The 21,933-nt window shown below is 49.4% G+C and carries 22 protein-coding genes; 11 read left to right on the top strand and 11 right to left on the bottom strand.

The window, feature by feature from the left end:
- Positions 1-67: 67 nt before the first annotated feature.
- Together ACO1NT_RS00375 and ACO1NT_RS00370 are read right to left on the bottom strand one after the other, a co-directional pair.
- Complete coding sequence (locus tag ACO1NT_RS00375) at positions 68-712, bottom strand: hypothetical protein (protein WP_449046319.1); 645 nt, start codon at positions 710-712, stop codon at positions 68-70.
- A gap of 69 nt (positions 713-781) precedes the next feature.
- A complete protein-coding gene (locus tag ACO1NT_RS00370; RefSeq protein ID WP_449046317.1) occupies positions 782-1,066 on the bottom strand; it encodes a NifU family protein in 285 nt (94 codons plus the stop codon).
- A 168-nt stretch (positions 1,067-1,234) separates the two neighbouring features.
- On the opposite strand from ACO1NT_RS00370, the gene ACO1NT_RS00365 reads away from it, so the two are divergent.
- Genes ACO1NT_RS00365 through coaBC form a run of 3 tightly spaced genes read left to right on the top strand, consistent with a single transcriptional unit; the run spans position 1,235 to position 3,686 of the window.
- The gene (locus ACO1NT_RS00365) at positions 1,235-2,128 is read left to right on the top strand and encodes an outer membrane protein assembly factor BamD (protein WP_449046316.1); all 894 of its coding nucleotides are present in this window, start codon (positions 1,235-1,237) and stop codon (positions 2,126-2,128) included.
- 20 nt (positions 2,129-2,148) lie between these two features.
- The gene (locus tag ACO1NT_RS00360; RefSeq protein ID WP_449046314.1) at positions 2,149-2,481 is read left to right on the top strand and encodes a DNA-directed RNA polymerase subunit omega; all 333 of its coding nucleotides are present in this window, start codon (positions 2,149-2,151) and stop codon (positions 2,479-2,481) included.
- Positions 2,481-3,686, top strand: a complete 1,206-nt coding sequence (gene coaBC / locus ACO1NT_RS00355) for a bifunctional phosphopantothenoylcysteine decarboxylase/phosphopantothenate--cysteine ligase CoaBC (protein ID WP_449046313.1) — start codon at positions 2,481-2,483, stop codon at positions 3,684-3,686. The genes ACO1NT_RS00360 and coaBC overlap by 1 nt, the downstream gene beginning before the upstream one ends.
- Here the strand turns inward: coaBC and ACO1NT_RS00350 are convergent.
- Positions 3,676-4,707, bottom strand: a complete 1,032-nt coding sequence (locus tag ACO1NT_RS00350) for a LacI family DNA-binding transcriptional regulator (protein ID WP_449046312.1) — start codon at positions 4,705-4,707, stop codon at positions 3,676-3,678. The genes coaBC and ACO1NT_RS00350 overlap by 11 nt on opposite strands.
- Positions 4,708-4,804: 97 nt before the next feature.
- Here ACO1NT_RS00350 and ACO1NT_RS00345 point away from each other — a divergent pair, with 97 nt between their 5' ends.
- The 5 genes from ACO1NT_RS00345 (at position 4,805) to ACO1NT_RS00325 (ending at position 7,537) form a co-directional block, all read left to right on the top strand.
- Positions 4,805-5,038, top strand: coding sequence for a signal peptidase (locus ACO1NT_RS00345; RefSeq protein WP_449046311.1), 234 nt, complete (start codon positions 4,805-4,807; stop codon positions 5,036-5,038).
- Positions 5,031-5,396: a diacylglycerol kinase gene (locus ACO1NT_RS00340; protein WP_449046310.1), complete on the top strand. Its 366-nt coding sequence runs from the start codon at positions 5,031-5,033 to the stop codon at positions 5,394-5,396. Before ACO1NT_RS00345 ends, ACO1NT_RS00340 begins: the two co-directional genes overlap by 8 nt.
- A gap of 1 nt (position 5,397) precedes the next feature.
- Positions 5,398-6,120, top strand: a complete 723-nt coding sequence (recO, locus tag ACO1NT_RS00335) for a DNA repair protein RecO (RefSeq protein ID WP_449046309.1) — start codon at positions 5,398-5,400, stop codon at positions 6,118-6,120.
- A gap of 71 nt (positions 6,121-6,191) precedes the next feature.
- Entirely contained in the window at positions 6,192-6,422 is a 231-nt protein-coding gene (locus ACO1NT_RS00330; RefSeq protein ID WP_449046308.1) for a 4a-hydroxytetrahydrobiopterin dehydratase, read from the top strand.
- Positions 6,422-7,537 carry an AI-2E family transporter gene (locus ACO1NT_RS00325; RefSeq protein WP_449046307.1) on the top strand — a complete coding sequence of 372 codons (1,116 nt, stop codon included), beginning with the start codon at positions 6,422-6,424 and terminating at the stop codon, positions 7,535-7,537. Before ACO1NT_RS00330 ends, ACO1NT_RS00325 begins: the two co-directional genes overlap by 1 nt.
- A 19-nt stretch (positions 7,538-7,556) precedes the next feature.
- Here ACO1NT_RS00325 and ACO1NT_RS00320 read toward each other — a convergent pair whose 3' ends face one another.
- Positions 7,557-7,748 (bottom strand): cold-shock protein, encoded by a 192-nt coding sequence (locus ACO1NT_RS00320; protein WP_090626780.1) that lies wholly within the window; start codon positions 7,746-7,748, stop codon positions 7,557-7,559.
- Between the two features lie 136 nt (positions 7,749-7,884).
- Here ACO1NT_RS00320 and acnA point away from each other — a divergent pair, with 136 nt between their 5' ends.
- Complete coding sequence (gene acnA, locus ACO1NT_RS00315) at positions 7,885-10,701, top strand: aconitate hydratase AcnA (protein ID WP_449046352.1); 2,817 nt, start codon at positions 7,885-7,887, stop codon at positions 10,699-10,701.
- 13 nt (positions 10,702-10,714) lie between these two features.
- Here acnA and thiL read toward each other — a convergent pair whose 3' ends face one another.
- Together thiL and nadA are read right to left on the bottom strand one after the other, a co-directional pair.
- The gene (gene thiL / locus ACO1NT_RS00310) at positions 10,715-11,761 is read right to left on the bottom strand and encodes a thiamine-phosphate kinase (RefSeq protein WP_449046305.1); all 1,047 of its coding nucleotides are present in this window, start codon (positions 11,759-11,761) and stop codon (positions 10,715-10,717) included.
- A 1-nt stretch (position 11,762) separates the two neighbouring features.
- Positions 11,763-12,758, bottom strand: a complete 996-nt coding sequence (gene nadA, locus ACO1NT_RS00305) for a quinolinate synthase NadA (protein WP_449046304.1) — start codon at positions 12,756-12,758, stop codon at positions 11,763-11,765.
- A gap of 443 nt (positions 12,759-13,201) precedes the next feature.
- On the opposite strand from nadA, the gene nadB reads away from it, so the two are divergent.
- Together nadB and ACO1NT_RS00295 are read left to right on the top strand one after the other, a co-directional pair.
- Entirely contained in the window at positions 13,202-14,788 is a 1,587-nt protein-coding gene (gene nadB, locus ACO1NT_RS00300) for an L-aspartate oxidase (protein WP_449046303.1), read from the top strand.
- A gap of 18 nt (positions 14,789-14,806) precedes the next feature.
- On the top strand, positions 14,807-15,316 hold the full coding sequence (locus ACO1NT_RS00295) for a gamma carbonic anhydrase family protein (protein WP_449046302.1): 510 nt from the start codon (positions 14,807-14,809) through the stop codon (positions 15,314-15,316).
- 3 nt (positions 15,317-15,319) lie between these two features.
- On the opposite strand, the gene ACO1NT_RS00290 is transcribed toward ACO1NT_RS00295, so the two are convergent.
- The 5 genes from ACO1NT_RS00290 to ACO1NT_RS00270 all read right to left on the bottom strand — a co-directional run.
- Entirely contained in the window at positions 15,320-16,885 is a 1,566-nt protein-coding gene (locus ACO1NT_RS00290; RefSeq protein ID WP_449046301.1) for an Ig-like domain-containing protein, read from the bottom strand.
- Between the two features lie 179 nt (positions 16,886-17,064).
- Positions 17,065-18,924: a tRNA uridine-5-carboxymethylaminomethyl(34) synthesis enzyme MnmG gene (gene mnmG / locus ACO1NT_RS00285; RefSeq protein ID WP_449046300.1), complete on the bottom strand. Its 1,860-nt coding sequence runs from the start codon at positions 18,922-18,924 to the stop codon at positions 17,065-17,067.
- 58 nt (positions 18,925-18,982) lie between these two features.
- A complete protein-coding gene (locus ACO1NT_RS00280; protein ID WP_449046299.1) occupies positions 18,983-20,845 on the bottom strand; it encodes an ABC-F family ATP-binding cassette domain-containing protein in 1,863 nt (620 codons plus the stop codon).
- Positions 20,842-21,504 carry an NAD(P)H-binding protein gene (locus tag ACO1NT_RS00275; RefSeq protein ID WP_449046298.1) on the bottom strand — a complete coding sequence of 221 codons (663 nt, stop codon included), beginning with the start codon at positions 21,502-21,504 and terminating at the stop codon, positions 20,842-20,844. Before ACO1NT_RS00275 ends, ACO1NT_RS00280 begins: the two co-directional genes overlap by 4 nt.
- An 86-nt stretch (positions 21,505-21,590) precedes the next feature.
- Positions 21,591-21,933, bottom strand: a 343-nt coding sequence (locus ACO1NT_RS00270; protein WP_449046297.1) for a hypothetical protein, incomplete at its 5' end; no start/stop codon positions are given.

Genomic DNA, 21,933 nt, shown 5'->3' with positions numbered 1-21,933 from the left:
ATAAAGGTAGTTGGTTTGAATTAAAATGCAAGAAAAAAAAGAAACCCACGTTTGCGGTTGTTGTTTTTCACCGGTTCCGCTGCCGGCTCTTGTTCCCTTCGGAAATCTGGCGGATGAAGTTACCCCAAGCGAAGGGGCTCAACAGCGGGTTCGCCATGCGCTGGTTTACCGCTTTGTTGGTGAGCCCGATGTGGTTTTGCGTAGCACTATAGCTTTGTATTTCCTGCGCACTGCGGGGCGTCACCGCAGCTAATGCAGCCAACGACTCAGGTGAAAGGTTCTTCTTGGCTACCACGATGTCATCATCAGCGATTTCGAGCGACATGAAAGCCATGTTGAACTCGTCGATACTGGCCCAAGGATAGGGGGTTACCATGGGCAGCTCCTTGAGCTCAGCCTTCATGTTTACCATCGCCGTATACTTGTCCTCAGATACTTTCGGGATGATTACACGTGCCGATAGGTAACCCACCGAGGTGAAAAGGATGGTGTCGCCCTCATGTGCCACAAACGAAAAATAACCTTGGTGGTTGGCATTTACCGTATGGTTCTTGTATGATAAATTCGTGACAGACACATAGGGCACGACGACGTTTGTGTCGGCATTGTGGATGACCCCACTGAACTGCACAAGTTTCTTTTGCTGCGCAAACGACATCGTTATCGTTCCCACGGTAAACAAAACAATCAGTATGTTGCGGATCATCCTCATAGCTATGCAACAAAGCTACGTATTCGTAAGTTCGTGCCCCGTTAAATAATGTTAAATCGCCAAATAGGGCTAACCACCCACCCGCGGCATAGGCATGGTGGCGTTCGGATCGTCCATGTCGGTAATGTTGATGGCCTCCACGGCAGTAACCTCCGGAACAGCCTTTTTGATGGCCTGCTCTAGGCCCGCCTTGAATGTCATGATGCTCATGGCACACGAAGCACAGGATCCCAAGAGCTTTAGTTTCACCACATTATCTCCCGTGATCTCGTCAATGCTCACGTTACCCCCATCCGTCTCGAGATACGGCCTGATGGATTCCAAAGCCTGTTCTACTCTTTCCCGTATTTCCATAACCTCTATGATTATTACAAGTCTGTAAAGATACGGATATTTTCCTAATAATGCATACCGCGCCCATCTGTTAAACTCTGTTAAACTGCTTGCCACCACCGCTTTTTCGCCATACCTTGCGCTAAAAATATAATTGACAGGTATTTTAAATTCACTTATCTTTGCAGGATGTTTATAAACAGGCGAATAACGGCATGGATTGCCGGGGTGTTCTTGGTAGTGATGGTTGCCGGGTGTAAGAGCAGGTTTGAAAAGCTACGGGCCAGCAACAACATTGCCCAAAAATATCAGGAGGCGCTGAAATATTATAACAAGAAAAAATACAGCAAAGCCCTCATCCTGTTTGACGACCTTGCACAGCGGTATCGCGGCCAGGCAGAGGCGGAAGACTTATATTACTACGCCGCATATACCAACTATTATTTGCGTGATTATACATCAGCAAGGTTCCACTTTAAGCAATTTACGGATACTTACCCAAACAGTGCCCGCGCCGAGGAGTGCCGCTACATGGGCGCTTATTGCTACTACCTGGAGTCGCCAAAAGTAGGGCTCGACCAGGAATACACCTACAGGGCCATCGAAGCGCTGCAGCTTTTCATCAACCTCTATCCCGATAGTGAACGGGCAAAGGAAGCCGCAAGCCTCATCGATAACCTTCGTGATAAACTCGAAACCAAGGCGTTCAACAATGCGAAACTCTACCTTGATATGGGGCTGGATGGTGACTACCGTGCAGCGGTAATCGCGTTTGAAAACGTGTTGATCGAATTTCCCGACACGAAATATGCGGAAGAAATGGAATTCCTGAGCATCAAGGCGCAGTGCCTCTATGCCGAGCAAAGCCGCATGGCACGACGGGAAGAGCGTTATGACAAGGCACTCGATCTTTATGCCAGCTTTGTGGCGGATTATCCGGACAGCAAGTTCCGTAAAGAGGCCGACCAGCTCAAACAGGATGCCGAAAAAGGCATTGAAGCAGCCCAAAAGTACGCTGCACAGGTGGCCTCAGCAAATGCCGACGCGGAGTCGGCCGAAGAAACGATCGAAACAACAAATTGAAGGAATACATTTCAAAAGATATGAGTACTCAAATTAGCAATACCACCCCCAACACAACGGTTACGCGTGATTTACGCGACCTAGACAAAAAAACGGACAATATCTATGAGTCCATCGTTATCATTGGGAAACGTGCTAACCAAATCTCGGTAGACGTGAAAGAGGAATTGAATGGCAAGCTTGCCGAGTTCGCCACCACCAACGACAACTTGGAGGAAGTGTTTGAAAATCGTGAGCAAATCGAGATCTCCAAACATTACGAACGTTTACCCAAGCCTTCCTTGGTAGCCATCGACGAATTCCTGAATGACAAGGTTTACTTCAGAAACCCAGATACGGAAAGCGACGAATAGTGAGCATCCGGGGAAAGCATGTCCTGCTAGGTGTATGCGGTAGTATTGCCGCTTACAAATCGGCCCACCTGACTCGCCTGCTAATCAAGGCGGGCGCGAAGGTACAGGTCGTCATGACTCCCGACGCCACGAATTTCATCACACCGCTTACCCTGGCCACCCTTTCGGACAACCCCGTATTGGTAGATTATTTCCATCCCACATCTGGCGAGTGGAATAACCATGTGCATCTTGCGCTGGCTGCCGATGCGGTAGTGGTGGCACCAGCGAGCGCCAATACGTTGGCAAAATTTGCGCAAGGATTGTGTGATAATCTCCTTTGTGCCATATATTTATCGGCAAAATCACCGGTTTTCGTGGCGCCGGCCATGGACCTCGATATGTGGCAGCACGGCAGCACCCGGTCTAACATCGATCGCCTCAAGGCCTTCGGTAACCACGTCATCCCTCCGGGAGAAGGGCCGCTGGCCAGCGGTCTTTCAGGAGCGGGACGCCTTGCCGAACCCGAAGAAATCCTCGCCTTTGTCGAAGCACATTTTTCCGGGGGATATCCGCTGGCTGGGAAAAAAGCCTTGGTCACGGCCGGCCCCACACAGGAGGCCATCGATCCGGTACGGTATATCGGTAATCATTCCAGCGGCAAAATGGGATACGCCATTGCCTCCACGCTGACCGATTTGGGCGCCGATGTGACGTTGGTAAGTGGCCCAACCACATTGCCTGCACCACCTATGGTAAAAAGGGTATCGGTCATATCGGCCGCTGAGATGCTCCAGGCCTGCCTAACCCATTTCCCTCATGCCGACATCACCGTGATGAGTGCCGCTGTGGCCGATTTCACACCCAAAGATGCCGCCACCCAGAAAATCAAAAAGGGGAATGAGCACCAACTGGACCTTGAGCTTGTTAAAACGACCGACATCCTGGCCACACTGGGCCAACAGAAACGGAAAGGGCAGGTGCTTGTGGGTTTTGCCCTCGAAACCGATGACGGCCGGGCCAGCGCACAAGATAAACTCCGCCGGAAGAACCTCGATTTTATCGTCCTGAATTCAACGCGCGACAAAGGTGCCGGTTTCGCAGGCGACAGCAACAAAGTTACCATCATTGACCAACACAACTCCATCGAAGAATTTGACCTGAAACCCAAGACGGAAGTTGCAGCCGATATTTGTGCTCGTATCGTTGGGCTAATCAACGCTTAAGTTGACTGGACTCCCGCACGTCAAGCCTTACGGGAAGCTTGACGGTTTCAACCTCCCTATGCGCCTTCCGTTCAATTAAACCGACAAGCAAGTCAGCCGCCTGCCTGCCGATTTCGAATGCGGGCTGATACACCGTAGAAAGGGGTGGTGTAAGCATTCCCGCAAACTCGGTATTGCTGAAACCAATAAGCGCAAGATCGGTAGGAATACGGTAACCCAGCTCGTGCAACGCGCTAAGGCTATGGGTGGAGAGCTGATCGGTTGTGGTAAACAGGGCCTCCGGCCGCTCGTCCAGTCCGAAAAACGAACGTATGTTTGCGGCTACGCCTGCCTTCAGTGTTTCGCCGTCCGTCGGCGCACAGATCCGTACATAATCCGCCCGATAGTCTATTCCATTGGCAGCCAATGCCGCACGGTAACCTGCCCCTCGCTGGTCGGCAAAATAGATGTCCGGCCCAATATTGAGCATCGCGATACGACGGTAGCCATTATCGATCAAATGCTGGGTGGCCAAAAAGGCTCCCTCGCGGTTATCGATACCCACTTGGTAGGTGTTGGGCCGCTCGCTGATGCGATCGAAAAACACAACCGGCATACCCGTCGCCGCCAGTTGATCGATATGGCCCATATCTATCGACTCGGCAGAGGGAGAAATCAACACGCCCTCCACACCACGGGCCACCAGCTGCTTTAGGCAAGCCTGCTCTTGGAGCAGGGACTCCTTGCTCTGCATAATGATGATGTCATACCCCGAAGCCACACAGGTGCCGTCAATACCGTCAAGCATCCGCGACACGAAGCTATTGTCTATGGAACACACCACAACCCCTATGGATCCGCTTTTGCCTTCCTTGAGGCTTTTCGCCATCCGGTTGGGGAAATAATTGTGCGACTGAGCGAAATCGACCACGCGCTTTTTGGTCCCCTCGCTAATTTCATAGCTGTCCCGCAATGCCTTGGATACCGTAGAAACGGATAGACCCAACGTTTTGGCGATATCACGTAATGTTATGTTAGGCATGCTACAAACGTAATGAATCCATAAAGATAAGTATTCCTAGTCTAATCGCATCATGCTGTGAAAACGTTATCTTTGTTGAAAGCTTCAGTATCAAGTTATGAATAAATACTTGCTTCGGGGGATTATCGGCACCGCTTCAGGGCTCGCATTGGGTATGCTTGGCCTGTATCTCATGCGTGGCGGCTTTTTGGGTTACAAGTGGATACTCGTCTTCGGGGTTATCGTCTTCGGGGTCGGTTTTTTGACCATCGTATATAGCCTCATTCGAAAAATCGAACGCAAAAGCCTATTGGATGGACGACGGAAAGACCCAACGGATAATGATGACTAGGCGGAAGCGGAACCCCTTCACCGATGCGTTCAACGGTATCGTAGCATCCTACCGAAGCGAGCGGAACTTACGGATCCATATCGCCTTGGCCCTGGTCGCTATCATACTTGGTTGCTGGTTCGGCCTGAGCCGGGCAGAGTGGTGTTGGATCGCACTGTGCATTGCGATGGTCGTGGTTGCGGAACTGGTCAACACGGCCATCGAAGCATGGATAGACCTCGTATCTCCCCAAGAGCACCCCCTAGCAAAAAAAGCGAAAGATGCGGCGGCGGGCGCCGTGCTGGTTGCCGCTGCCTTTGCCGCGGTTGTGGGTGGAATCATTTTCTTTCCCAAGGCCTGGACCCTAATTGTTGGATGATATGCTGCATAAAACCCGAGGGATCGTATTGAAATCAACCCATTACTCGGAGAGCAGCGTGGTTGTCCAGGTATTTACCGAGAAATTCGGCTTGCAATCGTATATCGTCAACGGCGCCCGGAAACCGAAGGCAAAGATCGGCATCACCCTCCTACAACCCCTGCATCTGCTCGATATGGTGGTATATCATCGCATAGGCCCTTCGTTGCAGCGTATCTCCGAGGCCCGGCAACGGCCGGCTTTTCAGACCATACCCTACGACATGGGTAAAAGTGCGGTCGCGCTCTTTCTGAATGAAGTGTTGTATAAATGCCTCCGTCATCAATCGACGGATGAACCTTTGTTTAACTACGTGTTCAATGCCGTGTCCTGGCTGGATAATACCGAGAAAATGTCAGCCAATTTCCACCTCCTCTTCCTACTTAAGCTATCGCGCTACTTAGGCTTCCACCCCGCGCAACCGAAGCCGGGCCAAGCGTTCTTCGATTTGAAAGACGGCGTATTCTGCAGTCGACCCCCCGCACACCCGTTGGTGTTGGAGCCACCATATACCGCGCTGTTTGCCGATTTGCTGGCCACTTCTTTCGATCAGTTGGAAACGCTACGGCTTTCGCTGGCAAACCGCCGTTTCTTACTCGGCAGGATTCTTGATTTCTATCAATTCCACGTAGACAACTTAGGCGAAATAAAATCACATGAGGTGCTGGAGGCCGTACTCGACTAACAGGATCCGAAAACAAAAACCGCTTTCAGTTGTTTCGATAATGCATAATTTAACCCCCAATTTCCTTACTTATGTGGCAAGAACAGAACAACACCCTTTATCAGTCGTTTACTTTCGGAAACTTCTCCGAGGCCTTCGCTTTTATGCTTCGGGTGGCCCTGCTGGCTGAACAACACAACCACCATCCTACGTGGACTAACACCTGGAATAAGGTGGAAATATGGCTTTCCACGCACGATGCGGGTAATATTGTGACCGAAAAAGACCGGAACCTGGCAAAGGCCATTGATAACGTACGATAATGCAATCCGGAAACAACCCGATTAGCCGCTTCAATCAGGTCTTGCTCTTTGTTGTGCTTTTTTTCGGCATCCTCTATTTCGCTAAGCCATTTTTCATCCCCCTTGCCATCGGTACGATGATGGCCATGTTGCTCGTACCGCTTTGCCGGCGGCTTGAGCGGCTCCATATGCCCCGGGGGCTGGCCGCCGTAGGATGTACACTATTTGCACTGGTACTGCTCTTGGGTATCGGTTACCTGCTGATCAACCAGATCATAGCATTGGGGAACGATATGCCGCTTATCGGCAAGAAGCTGAACGACATGCTCAACTCGGGGCACGATTTCATATCCGAACACTTCCAGTTGCCTATAGATACGCAAAAGGCCTACCTGCAAAACCAGATCGAGGGATTTTCAACCCTCGCCGGAAAATATGTTGGCGACATCTTCCGCTTTATATTATCCTTCCTCGTCCACTTGCTGATCATCACAGCCTATACCATCCTACTGCTCATCTATCGCCGACGATTCAAAAATTTCGTGCTGGCATTGGTGGTCCACTATGCCGGACCTGCAAATTTGGATGAAGCCCGCGGCGTGGTTGACAAAACCACCGACGTGGCCAGTTCGTATTTGACTGGGGTTTGTATCGTAGCCCTGATTTTTTCGGTCATCAATACCATCGGCCTAACCATCATCGGGATTGAAAACGCGCTTTTCTTCGGCGTTATGGTCGCATTTATCAATATTATCCCTTATATCGGCTCGGTAGCGGGCAGCGCCATCGTGGTGCTCTATACCCTCATCACGCGCGATTCTTTGGTTACCCCTGCTGTTGTCGCCTTATTCTTCATCGTATTGCAACAGATAGACAGTTACGTCCTCACACCCAAAATAACAGGGAGCAAAATCCAGTTGAATGCCCTGGCTACCATTATGTCCATGCTGCTCGGCAGCCTGGTGTGGGGAGTAGCGGGCATGATCCTATTCGTACCCTTCCTCGGTGCCGCCAAAGTGGTGTTTGACCATGTCGACTCCCTGAAACCTTATGGAAGCTTGATCGGTGACCGTGAGGCACCGCCCCTAAAAAAAAGCCGTCCCGATAAAGAATATCGGGACGGCCAAATACAATAAATATAGTGATAGATAACCCTTAGATTACCTTAACATTTACCGCATTTAGTCCTTTTCTACCTTGTTCAACATCGTAAGAAACGTTGTCGTTTTCACGAATTTTGTCGATCAGGCCTGATGAGTGAACGAAAATTTCACTTTCACCCGAGTTAGGAACGATAAAACCAAAACCCTTGGTTTCATTGAAGAATTTTACTACTCCTTCTGCCATTGTATTGAAAAATTAAAAATAATAAAAACCAAAGGTATACATATTTATTTGTAAGTCAGCCAAAAATAATTACCTTTTCCTGCCCCCAATTTCCAACCTTCCGATTATAAGAGCCTGTTTAAATCTTTTTTTCCCTATCTTAGCACATATCGTCCTTGTCTTTTGTTGTTTATCAAAAAGGACGCAACGCTTTCAATTTTTACGCAACACCCCATACGAACTAAACGACATGGCTTATCAAACTGCATCGCTAAAGAAACTGGCTGAAGAAAACAATAGGATAACAAAACTTCCTTTCTCCATCCGCATACTGCTTGAAAATGTACTGCGTAACCACGATAATTTCGCCGTTACCGATGAACATTTAAATACCCTCATCAACTGGGACCCTTCCGGCACCGACAAGGATATCCCTTTTAAGCCGGCCCGCGTGCTGATGCAGGATTTCACGGGCGTACCTGCCGTCGTAGACATCGCGTCTATCCGTGCGGAAGTAATCCGGAAAGGAGGCGATGGCAGCCGGATCAAACCGGCCATTCCCGTAGACCTGGTCATTGACCATTCCGTCCAGGTCGATTATTTCGGAACGAATTATTCATACCAGAGCAACGTGGAGCTTGAGTACGAGCGCAATGCCGAACGGTACCAATTGCTCAAATGGGGCCAACAAGCGCTTACCAATTTTACCGTGGTGCCCCCCGGAATGGGGATATGCCACCAGGTGAATCTGGAATACCTCGCCCAAGGTGTGATCACCCGTGACGGGTGGGCGTTTCCCGATACACTGGTAGGAACGGATTCCCACACACCGATGGTCAATGGCATCGGTGTAATCGCTTGGGGCGTCGGCGGTATAGAAGCCGAAGCCGCCATGCTTGGCCAACCTATCTATTTTACCTGCCCACAGGTGGTCGGGCTGAAGCTGACGGGGAAAATACCTGCCGGATGTACGGCCACAGATATGGTACTAACCATCACCAAGCTACTGCGCGACTACGGGGTGGTCGGCAAATTCGTTGAAGTCTTCGGGGAAGCACTCGATCACCTCAGTGTTACCGATCGGGCCACGATTTCAAACATGTCCCCCGAGTTTGGTTGTACCGTTACCTACTTCCCGATCGATAACCAAACGCTGGAATACATGCGGCGTACCAATCGGTCGGAAGAACAAATCGATCTCGTGGAAGATTACTGCAAGGAAAATCTGCTGTGGCGTACAGGAAACGAAGAAATCCAATATTCGCACGTCCTTGAACTGGACCTGAATACACTGCAACCCACGGTCTCGGGCCCAAAGCGGCCACAAGACAAAATATGGGTGAAAGATTTGAATACCCAGTTTTCGCATCTTTTGGAGCAAGAATACCAACGTACGTACTTACCCGTAAAAAACCGGCAAGAACATGCATGGTTATCGGAAGGGGGATCGGGCAGTGAATTTACGTATGAGCACCGGGCTAAACCCAAAGAAATTCAGGTAGAGACTGATGACCTCCGGTCCGTTCGCATAAAGATAAAAAACAAAGAGTACGTACTTAGCGATGGCAGTATCGTCATCGCGGCCATTACCAGCTGTACCAATACTTCCAACCCGGCGGTGATGGTGGGTGCCGGGTTGGTTGCCCGAAAAGCCGTAGCACGGGGCCTGCGCACCAAAACGTGGGTAAAAACGAGCTTGGCACCCGGCTCCAAAGTGGTCACCGAATACCTCCAACGGGCCAACCTCTTGGAAGACCTGGAAGCTTTACGCTTCCATACCGTCGGATATGGCTGTACTTCGTGCATCGGCAACAGCGGCCCCTTGCCGCCGCACATTGCAGAAGCCGTGGATAAAGGCGATCTCGTGGTAGCCTCGGTACTCTCGGGAAACCGTAATTTCGAAGCCCGCGTACACCCGCAGGTAAAAATGAATTTCCTGATGTCACCGATGCTGGTGGTAGCCTATGCATTGGTCGGCCGAGTCGATATCGACCTCATCAACGACCCATTGGATTACGACCCTAACGGAAACCCCGTTTACCTGCGCGACATCTGGCCTACGCAACAGGAAATCGTGGATACCATAAATAGCTGCATGCGTGTTGAAGATTTCAAGGCTGTCTATGATGTGATCTTCGACGGCGGGGATGACTGGAAACAACTGGTCGCTCCCGAAGGAAAAAACTTCGGTTGGAATGATAAATCTACCTATATACAGGAAGTTCCGTTTTTTAAAGACATCAGCGATGAACCGATGCCCACGCAGGATATCAACGATGCCCGGGTATTGCTCTCACTCGGCGACTCCGTTACAACCGACCACATATCGCCAGCGGGTTCGTTTAGTGCGGATTCAGCGGCGGGGCGATACCTGGTGTCAAAAGGTGTGAAACCGCAAGATTTCAACTCCTACGGGTCGCGGCGGGGCAACCACGAAGTGATGATGCGCGGTACCTTCGCCAATGTCCGCATAAGGAATAAAATCACCACGAAAGAAGGGGGGTACACCACCTATTTCCCTACCGGTGAAACATTATCCGTCTATGACGCAGCGATGAAATACATCGAATCGGGTACACCGCTCGTTGTATTGGCCGGCAAGGAATATGGTAGCGGATCTTCCAGAGATTGGGCGGCTAAGGGTGCAAACCTACTCGGTATCAAGGCCGTCATCGCCGAAAGTTTCGAACGTATCCACCGCAGCAACCTCGTGGGGATGGGGGTGCTACCACTGGAATTTCCCGAAGGGAAAAATGCGGAAATTTTGGGACTGGATGGTTCGGAGACTTATTCCATTACGGGCGTTTCGAGCGAGCTCATACCGCATAAACTCATGGAGGTAACGGCCACAAAAAGCAATGGCCAGGTCGTCTCCTTTCAAGCCCGGGCCCGTTTCGATTCGGCTATCGAGGTAGAATATTACCGCCATGGCGGTATATTACAGTACGTACTTAGGGGATTCCTGAAACAATGATGTACTTATGTAACTACTGAGCGGAGCCAAAGGCGTTCCATCCCTGCGCTTTGATGGGATGGACATTGCCCGATTTGGAAATCAGTTCATGGCCGGCCGACTTCTCCGTAATATGGCCAATGATACTGATATCGGCTTGGCCCGATAACTTGTCGTAATCTACCTGGTTTACCGTGAACAAGAGCTCATAATCTTCACCGCCATTGAGTGCGCAAATGGTCGGATCGAGTGCAAATTCACGCGCGGTATCATAGGTCATCGGGTCAATGGGTATCTTTTCCTCATATAGCCGGCACCCTTTTTCCGAAGCGGTGCATATGTGCAGGATCTCGGAAGCCAGTCCATCCGATACATCGATCATTGCCGTGGGCTTTACATCCAACGATGCCAATAACTGGATGATATCCCTCCGGGCTTCCGGTTTAAGCTGGCGTTCCACAATATAATCCTTACCTTCCAAATCGGGCTGGATAGAAGGGTTCTCCAAGAAAATCCGTTTTTCGCGTTCCAACAACTGTAAGCCAACATACGCTCCGCCCAAATCGCCCGATACACAAATCAAATCACCTTCTTGGGCCCCGCTGCGGTAAACAACATCCTCCGCTTTGGCGTGCCCTATGCTCGTAACACTGATGACCAAGCCCTGTGCCGAAGCCGATGTATCGCCACCAACCAGATCCACTTGATACTTCCTGCATGCCAACAAGGCACCGGCGTACAGCTCCTCAATGGCTTCGAGTGGAAACTTACTGGATAGGCCAATTGAAAATGTTACCTGCGAGGCCGTACCATTCATCGCGTAGATATCACTCAGGTTTACCTGTACCGCCTTATACCCCAAATGCTTGAAAGGCATATACCGCAGATCAAAGTGGATTCCTTCCAGCAGCAAATCGGTGGATACCAGAGTCTTGAACCCCGAAAAATCTAAAACAGCAGCATCGTCACCGATGCCCTTCGTTGTGGATTTCTCCGTATATTCAACGGCTTTCGTGAGATGGTCTATCAGACCAAACTCGCCCAGCTGATCGATATGGGTGTGTTCTTTGTTATCAAACATATTAAAGTCCTAATTTCGCAGAGATTTCCAACATCCGCTCGATCGGCCGCTTGGCCCGATCGATGACATCTGCCGGCAATACGATCTCGGGTTGCTCAAACTTCATGCAGTTATACAGTTTCTCAAGGGTATTGAGCTTCATATATGGACAATCGTTGCACGCACAAGTGTTATCGGGCGGCGCCGGGATGAACGTTTTATGCGGACTCGCTTTCTGCATTTGGTGGATAATACCACTCTCGGTAGCCACAATAAATGTGGTTGCTTGCTGTTCCTTGGTATATTTCAACAGGCCCGATGTAGATCCAATGTAGTCGGCCGTATCCAAGATATGTTCCTCGCACTCGGGGTGGGCGATAAACTTGGCTTCAGGATACTCGGCCCGAAGCGCATCGATACGCTCCTGCGAAAAAATTTCGTGTACCATACAGGCCCCATTCCAGAGCACAAGGTCCCTACCTGTTTTTTTCTGTACATAGTCGCCAAGGTTCTTGTCAGGCCCGAAAATGATCTTCTGATCGGCTGGCAAGCTATCCACAATCTGTACCGCATTGCTTGATGTACAGACAATATCGCTCAAAGCCTTCAACTCGGCCGTACAATTCACATAGGTAATCGCAATATGATCGGGGTATTGCTCCTTGAATTTGGCAAAGAGATGCGGCGGACAACTGTCCGATAATGAACAGCCCGCTTTCAGGTCTGGCAACAGCACTTTTTTCCCGGGGGATAAAATCTTCGCTGTCTCCGCCATGAAGTGAACGCCCGCAAATACAATCACGTCTGCATCGGTCTTGGCTGCCTGTTGCGACAGGCCTAGACTGTCGCCGATATAGTCGGCAATATCCTGTATTTCAGATTCCTGATAATAATGGGCAAGGAGGACGGCGTTCTTTTCCTTCTTTAATCGATTGATTTCATCGACCAAATCCAATGCGGGGTCAATCGGTGCATCGATATACCCTTTGTTGTCCAATTCAGTTAAATATCCGTTCATGACCATACAAAGGTAACTAAACAAATTGATTTGGTTTCCGGTTTCCAACAGGTCCAATAAGTAATAAATATTTTAAATAAACCTTTTATTATTGTTTGTTAGGGTGTTGGTTTTGTGAAGAAAGTATGGGGTTTTTATTTTGATTTGTGGCTATTGTTTATTTTTTAACATCTTATTAACAAAAAATTGAGGTGTTGTTATTGAGTTACAATGGTTTTTATTTTGCCAATGGTTTTGCATCCACATTATTTTGTATAGTATTTATTCGGGAGGATTTGTTAATATTGTAGTGTATTTCTAACGGTTTTCGATGGCGGTTTGTGCAGAAAATATAGAAAGTTGGCCAAGGATGGAGTTATCATTTTTATTCAACCGTTATTAGACACGTTATTCACACGATTACAGACATTGAACCAGGTAGTCAGTTTAGCCTTTTTTTGTTTATGCGTCAGGTAGATTTTTTAGTTATCGGTTCGGGGATAGCCGGGTTGAGTTTTGCCTTAAAAGCGGCTTCACGTGGTAAGGTGATGATCATTACCAAATCTAATGAGGACGAGTCGAATACCAAATACGCGCAGGGCGGTGTCGCCGTTGTTGTGGATAAATCGGATTCATTTGAGAAGCATATTGCTGATACCCTGATAGCTGGCGACGGATTGTGCGATAGAAAGGTTGTGGAAAATGTGGTTAGGGAGGGTCCGAAACGGGTTCAGGAGATTATAGACTACGGAACCCATTTCGATAAGAAGACAGATGGCGTGTACGATTTGGCAAGGGAGGGAGGGCACTCCGAACATCGGGTACTCCATCATAAAGATATCACAGGTTTCGAGATCGAACGCGTATTGTTGGAGAAGGTCCACGAAAATCCCAATATCGAAATATTGACCCACTATTTTGCGGTGGATTTGATTACCCAACACCATTTGGGGACGTTTGTGGATAGAAGTACCAGGGATATCACGTGCTACGGGGTCTACGTGTTGAATACGGTAGACCATAAGATGGAGCGGATTTTGAGTAAGGTAACCGTGATGGCGTCGGGCGGTGCCGGGCATATTTATTCGAGCACCACGAATCCGGTGATTGCAACGGGAGACGGCATCGCTATGGTATACCGTGCGAAGGGAAAAGTACGGAATATGGAGTTTATGCAATTCCATCCGACAGCGCTTTACAATCCGGGGGAGTATCCCGCATTTTTAATATCGGAGGCCGTGAGGGGTCTTGGTGGGGTACTCCGTCGGGGAAACGGCGATAGGTTTATGCGGGAATATGATGAACGGGCGGATTTGGCACCGCGAGATATTGTCGCTAGGGCAATCGATGCGGAAATGAAGAAGTCGGGTGATGATTTTGTCCTGCTCGACGTTACCCATCGAAGCAAGGCGGATATATTAGCTCATTTTCCGAATATTTATGCCAAGTGCTTGTCCATTGGAATTGATTTGACGCGTGACCATGTTCCCGTGACACCAGCGGCACATTACCTTTGCGGAGGCATTATGGTAGATGAACACGGACGATCTTCGATTCGTAATTTGTACGCCTGCGGCGAATGTTCTTCAACGGGTCTTCATGGTGCTAATAGATTGGCGTCCAACTCATTACTTGAGGCGACAGTGTTTGCCCATCGTATTTACGAGGACGCTGTGTCAATGGTGGATTCACTGGTATTGCCGACTGGGATACCGGATTGGGATGATTCGAATACGGAACTTTCCAATGAGGATATTTTGGTAACGCATAATTTGCGCGAGACGCAGAAAGTAATGAGTGATTATGTAGGTATCGTACGTTCGGATTTTCGGTTGGAGCGGGCCATGCGGAGGCTGGGCCTCCTATATGATGAAACGGAAAGTTTTTATAAAAATACCCGATTATCAGTAAAATTATGCGAACTTAGGAATGTTATCCAAGTTGCGTACTTGGTTATTAAATCGGCGATGAATCGTAAGGAAAGCCGTGGTTTGCATTATACCACGGACTATCCGGAGCGTGCCGATAGGTTGGTTGACACCATATTTTAGCTATATATCCCTTGTATTATGCCATTGATTCTTCCCGTCGAAGGGACGTACCCTGTTATTGAATCGGATTGTTTCATCGCGGATAATGCGACGGTGGTCGGCGATGTGAGGCTGGGAAAGCACTGCTCGGTATGGTTCAATGCGGTAATCAGGGGTGACGTGAATCGGATTCGGATCGGGACATATACCAATATCCAGGATGGTGCGGTTATACATTGTACCTATCGGACGGCTCCTACGATAGTTGGTAATTTTGTGAACATCGGGCATAATGCCGTGGTACATGGTTGCGAACTGAAAGATCGGATATTGGTAGGCATGGGTGCCATTGTAATGGATCACGCGGTAGTGGAGGATTACGTGATTATCGCGGCGGGGGCTGTGGTGCTATCGGGAACCCACTGCGAAAGTGGTTACCTCTATGCGGGGGTCCCGGCCCGCAAAGTGAAGCCGATTACACCCGAGCAGCGTGTAATGCTCGATGAGTTGCCGGACCGCTATGTGATGTACTCGGAGTGGTTTTCCTAACAGTTATTCAGGCACCGTTATGATTTCTTCTTGTTCCCAATTGGCCCTGATAATAAAGGTTTTACCTAGGTACCATACCCGCTCGGGTTGTTTCGTCTCATAAACATCGCCCGTGTCCCATTTATGGTTGTTGTTTTCGTCGTATACTACCCTGATGGTGTATTTGCCGCCGGGGAATTGACGGAAAGGGATGTCGGTGGATTTGCTTATGGGGACGCTGCGATGGATGACGTCCATTTTTTCATTTATAAGCTGGATAAGGTACTGATGGGCCGTATCAGGAACATTTATTTTCAGTACGATGTCGCCGAAGTCCTCCGTTTCGTCCATGGTGAATGTTTTGGTGATGGGCTTATTTTTATCGGAAAAATAACCTACAAAAGCTCCTTCTTCAAGCGTGAGGATATAGTCGCGCTTCGGCCGCCAGTTATATCGTAAAATGTAGCGGCGCTGGGCGGCCGTATCTTTGGCCAACTGGAAGTTCGTGACCGGGACGGAATCAGCGAGGAGCGTGATTTTGCTCCTGTCAATTGATTGGACAGGTGAACCTGCGGTGAGTTGGATGTGCTGTATGCGATTGACTTTGTTCCCCGAAAGATTGTCAGTGATGATGAAATCGCGATCGTATTTGTCATTGCGCCCGCGGCGTATCGTCACCGTATCTAACGTTTCCCCGTGGTTACTGAAACTTACTGTCAGTGAATCAAAAGTGAGATCGTTGACCCATAACACGGCGGAATCCTGATTGGCGGCGTACTCAACGTGTTTATCGGCATCGAGGTTTGGGGGGTGGATTATCTGCAGCCCTGCATTTTCCAATGGTTTGTTAAAGGAAAAGGTGATTTTCCCATTGGATTCGATTTTCCTGTCGAGCAAACGGAAGTCCCGTGGTATACCCTTTGACACTTCAAGCAGTATTCCGGCAGTGTCCTTATCAAGCGTAATAGAATCGTTGAGGAAGCCGATCGACTCGCCGGGCGCATTATATACTCTGTCGTTATTTTCTTCTTTCAGGGCGTATATGCGGTAGGTGTCTTCACGTAGATTTTGAAGTTTGAAAGCGCCGGCGGAATCGGTGAGTGTAAAGATGTTTGCTTTTCGTTTACCAAATATGGTGTCTTGGCGGGTTGGTATAAGTAGAACGGTGATTTCTTTTTCAGGCAGCTTGGTAAGGGCATTGACTACTTTTCCGGAAATACCCAGGGAGTCGATGATGTTTCCGGTTGAGAACACGTAACTGTAATTGAGTAGCGGATTTCCTTCATTGAAATCACCAATGGCTTTTCCGAAGTTGATGGTGTATGTGGTGTTTTCCTCTAGGGTGTCCGGAAGGGTGATTTCGATATTTTTACGCTTTACCCGAGGGTTGATGGGTTGTTCGAGATCCGGAGATACACTGATTTCTTTAAAAGGGTTGGAAAGCTTGATGAACTCATCGAACTGGATGACTATTTTTTTGGCATCGAAGTTCCGGGTAAGGTTCGGTGGAGTTTCTCCCAGTATGGTTGGCGGGATGGAATCCTTGGGCCCTCCTTGAGGCTGTTGGATGCTGGCACATTGCCAGGTCAACGCAATTAGAATAATAAAAAAGGGGAAAATAACCCATTTTCCGTTTGAGGCTATTTTTAAGCGATTTAAGCTATTTTTATTTCTTGACGTGTCTTGCATTGGAAAAATCGAGAAAACTCCTTGTGAAGGATATATGGAGCTTAATTATAATTTTATCTAAACAATTGTAAATCAACAAATTAATTCAAATGTACCATTAAAACGGATATATCCGATGGTGAAACGCCAGAAATCCGAGACGCTTGGCCGAGTGTTCGGGGTTTTACCTTGAGAAGTTTTTCGCGGGCTTCTTTAGATAGCGAAACCAACGAAGCATAGTCAAAATTCGGATTAATTTCTTGGTCTTCCATCCGTTTCATTTTGTCAACGATTTCTATTTCTTTATCGAAGTAGCTTTCGTATTTGACTTGGATCTCCGCCTGTTCTACGATTTCGTTATCGTAGGAAACCAACAGCTCCGCGAATTTCGGATCCGCTTGTGCGATGTGGTGTACGTGCACATGTGGGCGGCTGAGTATATTAACTAACCGGGTTTTCTGCATGATGGGGCTGGACCCCAATTCAGCTAATATGGGGTTTATATTTTCGGTCCCAACGGAGTTTTTGCGGAGATAATCGACGAGCTTCGCTGCAGAAGCAATCTTGGTTTTTACTTTTTCCAATCGGTCGTCATTGACCATTCCCAATTGGTGTGCTATGGGCGTGAGCCGGATATCCGCGTTGTCTTGGCGGAGCAGGAGCCGATGTTCCGCTCTTGAAGTGAACATGCGATAGGGTTCTTCGGTTCCTTTGGTTACTAGATCGTCAATCAATACACCGATATACGATTCTGACCGCTTCAAAATAAGTTCGTGGCCATCATTGATTCGTTGGTGGGCATTGATTCCTGCAACCAAACCTTGGCTCCCCGCTTCCTCATAACCGGTCGTGCCGTTTATTTGTCCAGCAAAGAAAAGATGCTTAATAAGGTGGGTCTCCAGGGTAAGATCTAATTGCAAAGGCGGAAAGTAATCGTATTCAATGGCGTATCCGGGTCGGAACATTTTTGCATTTTCGAAACCGGGGATAAGTTGCAGCGCTTGCTGTTGAACCTCTTCGGGAAGGGATGTCGAAAAGCCATTGACATAGATTTCGACCGTTTTCCACCCTTCTGGCTCGACGAAAATTTGATGGCGTTCGCGTTCGGCGAAGCGATTGATCTTGTCTTCGATGGAAGGGCAGTACCGGGGACCCAAACCTTGAATTCGCCCGGTAAACATAGGGGACTTCTCGAAACCCTCTTTCAGTTTGTCATGTACGGCTTGGTTGGTATAGGTAATCCAGCAGCACCTTTGTTCAGAAGGAAGCTCTACATCCGTGAACGAGAAGCGGCCCCGCTGTTCGTCTCCCCATTGCTCTTCCATTTTGGAGAAATCGAGGCTTCGGCCATCCACCCTCGGTGGTGTGCCGGTTTTCATTCGTCCCGATTCGAACCCCAATTCCACCAGCTGTTCCGTTAGTCCGGTGGCCGCTTTTTCTGCCGTTCTCCCTCCTCCAAAGCGCTTTTCGCCTATGTGGATGGTTCCGTTCAGGAACGTCCCGTTCGTAAGGATGACGGCGTCGGCATCAATGGCTATGCCCAGGGAAGTGACGACCCCTGTCGCCCTGCCGTTTGTCACTTGTATGGCTTTTACGGTGTCTTGCCAGATATCGAGATTGCTCAACGATTCCAGCTGGAGGCGCCATTCTTCAGCGAAACGCATGCGGTCATTCTGGGCCCGTGGGCTCCACATCGCTGGGCCTTTCGATTGGTTGAGCATCCGGAATTGAATGGTGGTTTTATCCGCAATGATACCCGAATAGCCGCCCATGGCGTCGATTTCACGGACGATTTGGCCTTTGGCGACCCCCCCCATGGCCGGGTTGCAGCTCATTTGGCCGATCGTGGCCATATTCATAGTAATCAACAAAACCGAAGAGCCCATGTTGGCAGCCGCTGCAGCGGCTTCACAACCGGCGTGCCCCGCTCCTACTACGATAATATTATATTTTTTAAACATCTACTTCTAATTTGTTCCACGTGGAACGTTTCTTTTTAATGATGTTCCACGTGGAACATCATACATATTCGCTTAAGGCGAGCCAACGCGTTGTTTTGGCGTCGAGTTGCTGGGTTAGCCGATCTATCGTTTCGGCCATAGCGGCGATCGACTGGTAGTCCGTTTCACCGGCCAGCTGATTCGTTTGTTCTGCAATTTGCCGTTCCAGATTGGGAATTTCGTTATCTAGTAATTCGTATTCCCGTTGCTCACGGAAGGTGAGTTTGGTCTTGGTTTCCGGCTTGGCAGGTTTTTCAGCGGCTTTCGCTGGACTTGCTTTTTTCGGAGCATTTTGCTCGGCCTCCCGCTGTTCGGCCTTGAATGCCGCATAATTGCCGTTATAGCAGATGACTTCGCCCATGCCGTCAAAAATGAATAACTGGTCCGTAAGGCGATCCAATAGGTAGCGGTCGTGCGACACCAATAAAAGGATACCTGGATAGTTTGCAAGGAATTCTTCCAATACATTGAGGGTATCGATATCGAGGTCGTTCGCCGGTTCGTCTAAAATCAATACATTCGGATTCTTCATCAATACCCGCATGAGTAGCAATCGCTTGCGCTCGCCGCCACTAAGCTTGCTTACCAGTCCGAATTGCTTTTCGGGGGGAAATAGAAACAACGTAAGGAGTTGGGCCGCGGTGAGGGTGTCGCCGTTGCCCATGGTAATATACTCGGCTACGTTCTTGACGACATCGATGACCCGGGCACCGGCATCCACGGTCAGCCCGGTTTGACGGTAATATCCGAAGACCACCGTCTCCCCCACGGCGACTGTGCCCGAATCGGGTTCGGTGACTTTGGTGACCAAGTCGAGGAATGTACTTTTTCCGGAACCGTTTCGGCCGGCTAGGCCAATGCGGTCGCCTTTCTTGAACACGTAGGAAAAGGCGCGGATAACATGCTTTCCGTTGTATGATTTGGCAACTTCTTCCAGTTCCATTATTTTTCCACCCAATCGGCTAACTTTAACGCTTAATTGTACCGAACCTTGAGCCTCGCCCTGTTGCGTTTTGTCTTTCAGTTCATGGAATGCATCGATCCGGGCCTTTGATTTTGTGGCCCGCGCCTGCGGCTGACGTCGCATCCATTCCAATTCACGACGGAGCAAGTTGCGGCTCTTCACCAGCGCCGTTTCAGCTGCGGCGACCCGCTCCGCCCGCTTTTCGAGGTAATAACTGTAATTTCCGTTATACCGTTGTAAGGAGCCACCCTCCAATTCGTAAATAGAGGTACAGACGTTATCGAGAAAGTATCGGTCGTGCGTAACCAACAGCACGGTCTTCTGGCCGGTTACCAGCCATTTCTCGAGCCATTCGATGGTTTCGATGTCCAAGTGATTTGTCGGCTCATCGAGGATATATACGTCGGGCTCGTCGATGAGCAACTTGGCTAGCGCCAATCGTTTTCGTTGACCCCCCGAAAGCGTGGCGATCTGCTGGGAGAGATCGGTCAATTGGAGGCGTGACAGGATTCCCTTGATGGTGTGCTCGTATTCCCATGCATTGGCCGCGGAGAGTTCGTCGCTCAATTCGGCTAATTTAATCGCGTCGGCAAGGGGGTCAGATACCAGTTCTTCATACCGCCGGATGAGCTGCTGTTGTTGGTGATCCGCGCTATAGATAAAATCCGAAATAGTAGTAAACTGTTCGAAATCAGGGTTTTGTTTCAGATGGCCCCAGCGGGTTCCCTTCTCGCAGACAACCTGGCCCTCCGAAGGCTCCACGGCACCTGAAAGGATACCGAGCAGGGTGGATTTGCCCGCACCATTGGCACCGACCAACGCGGTCCGCTCACCCCGTTGGAGAGCGAAGTGTAGTTCCTTAAATAGCCACTTGTCGTGGTACGAATGCCCCAACCGTTCGGTCGACAAAATACTCATATCCGTTTTTTTATATCCGCCCAATGGTACGTATGGACGCCCTGCTCACCTGTTATAGCCACCCGGCATAGCGCTTTCGACACCCATGCGGCCGGAATGGCCTTGTATTTAGATAATCCGTTGATTAATAAAGAGTTAATCACCTTAAAGATGGCACGACCCAGCGATTCCATTCCCCTTTTTTCCCGGCGGTCGCCTGTCAATAGCGACGGTCGGAAGACATGCGTTTGCTCAAAGCCCAACCGAATGATATCCCGTTCGGTTTTCCCTTTCATCCGAAGGTAGAAATTTGACGATGCCGGATTGGCCCCTACTGCCGAAACGAGCAAAAAGGCCGATGCCCCATTATCCTTCGTATACTGTGCTGCGGCGACGGGATAGTCATGGTCGATCCGGTAATATTCATCCAGGTCGGGAGTTTTCTTTTTCGTGGTGCCCACGCAGCAAAAGATGTGGTCGCCCCTAAGCTGTTCTCTGATATTATCCAATGACCGGTGGTCGGCAAACAGTTGGCTCAACTTGGCATGCCTGACGCCGGTGTCGCGACGGACAACGATTGTGACCGCCGCATATGCCGGACAGTTCAGCAGCTCTTGCAAGAGATGCCCGCCGATTAATCCGGTGGCGCCGAACAGGATAGCTGATTTCCGAGTTGCCATATTCCGGTGCAAAAATACGGAAATTTTGCGGTTCCATGTGGAATCGCGAAGAAGTGTTGGTAATGTAGGGTTTTACCGGAGCGTGATCATTCCGAAGGAAGAAACACGTCTATGATGTCTAGGGCGTTCAACATCGGGCTTTCGATCGGTACGGGGTATCCTCCTACTTCCTTGAAGAAGGCGAGCCCGAGGCATAGGACCACGGGTAATCCTGCGGCGCCGGTATCGAGCCAAAACCGTTGCTGGGGCATTTGCCCCGAGGCAGGAAGGATGGGAGAATGTTCGTGACAGCTGTAATAGGTCTCTTTTTCGACATCTATAACGATGGCAGCCACGGTGAAGCGCGCCCCGGTTGCCTCTTTCGGTAACGACAGGGTGGCTGCGGCCCATTGTTCCCGAAAGATGACCTGTAATTCCCCCGAGTCCTTG

It is taken from the genome of Parapedobacter sp. (assembly GCF_053550995.1).
The sequence above is the reverse complement of the archived record's forward strand: the minus strand, read 5'-3'. Positions and strand labels throughout refer to the sequence as shown.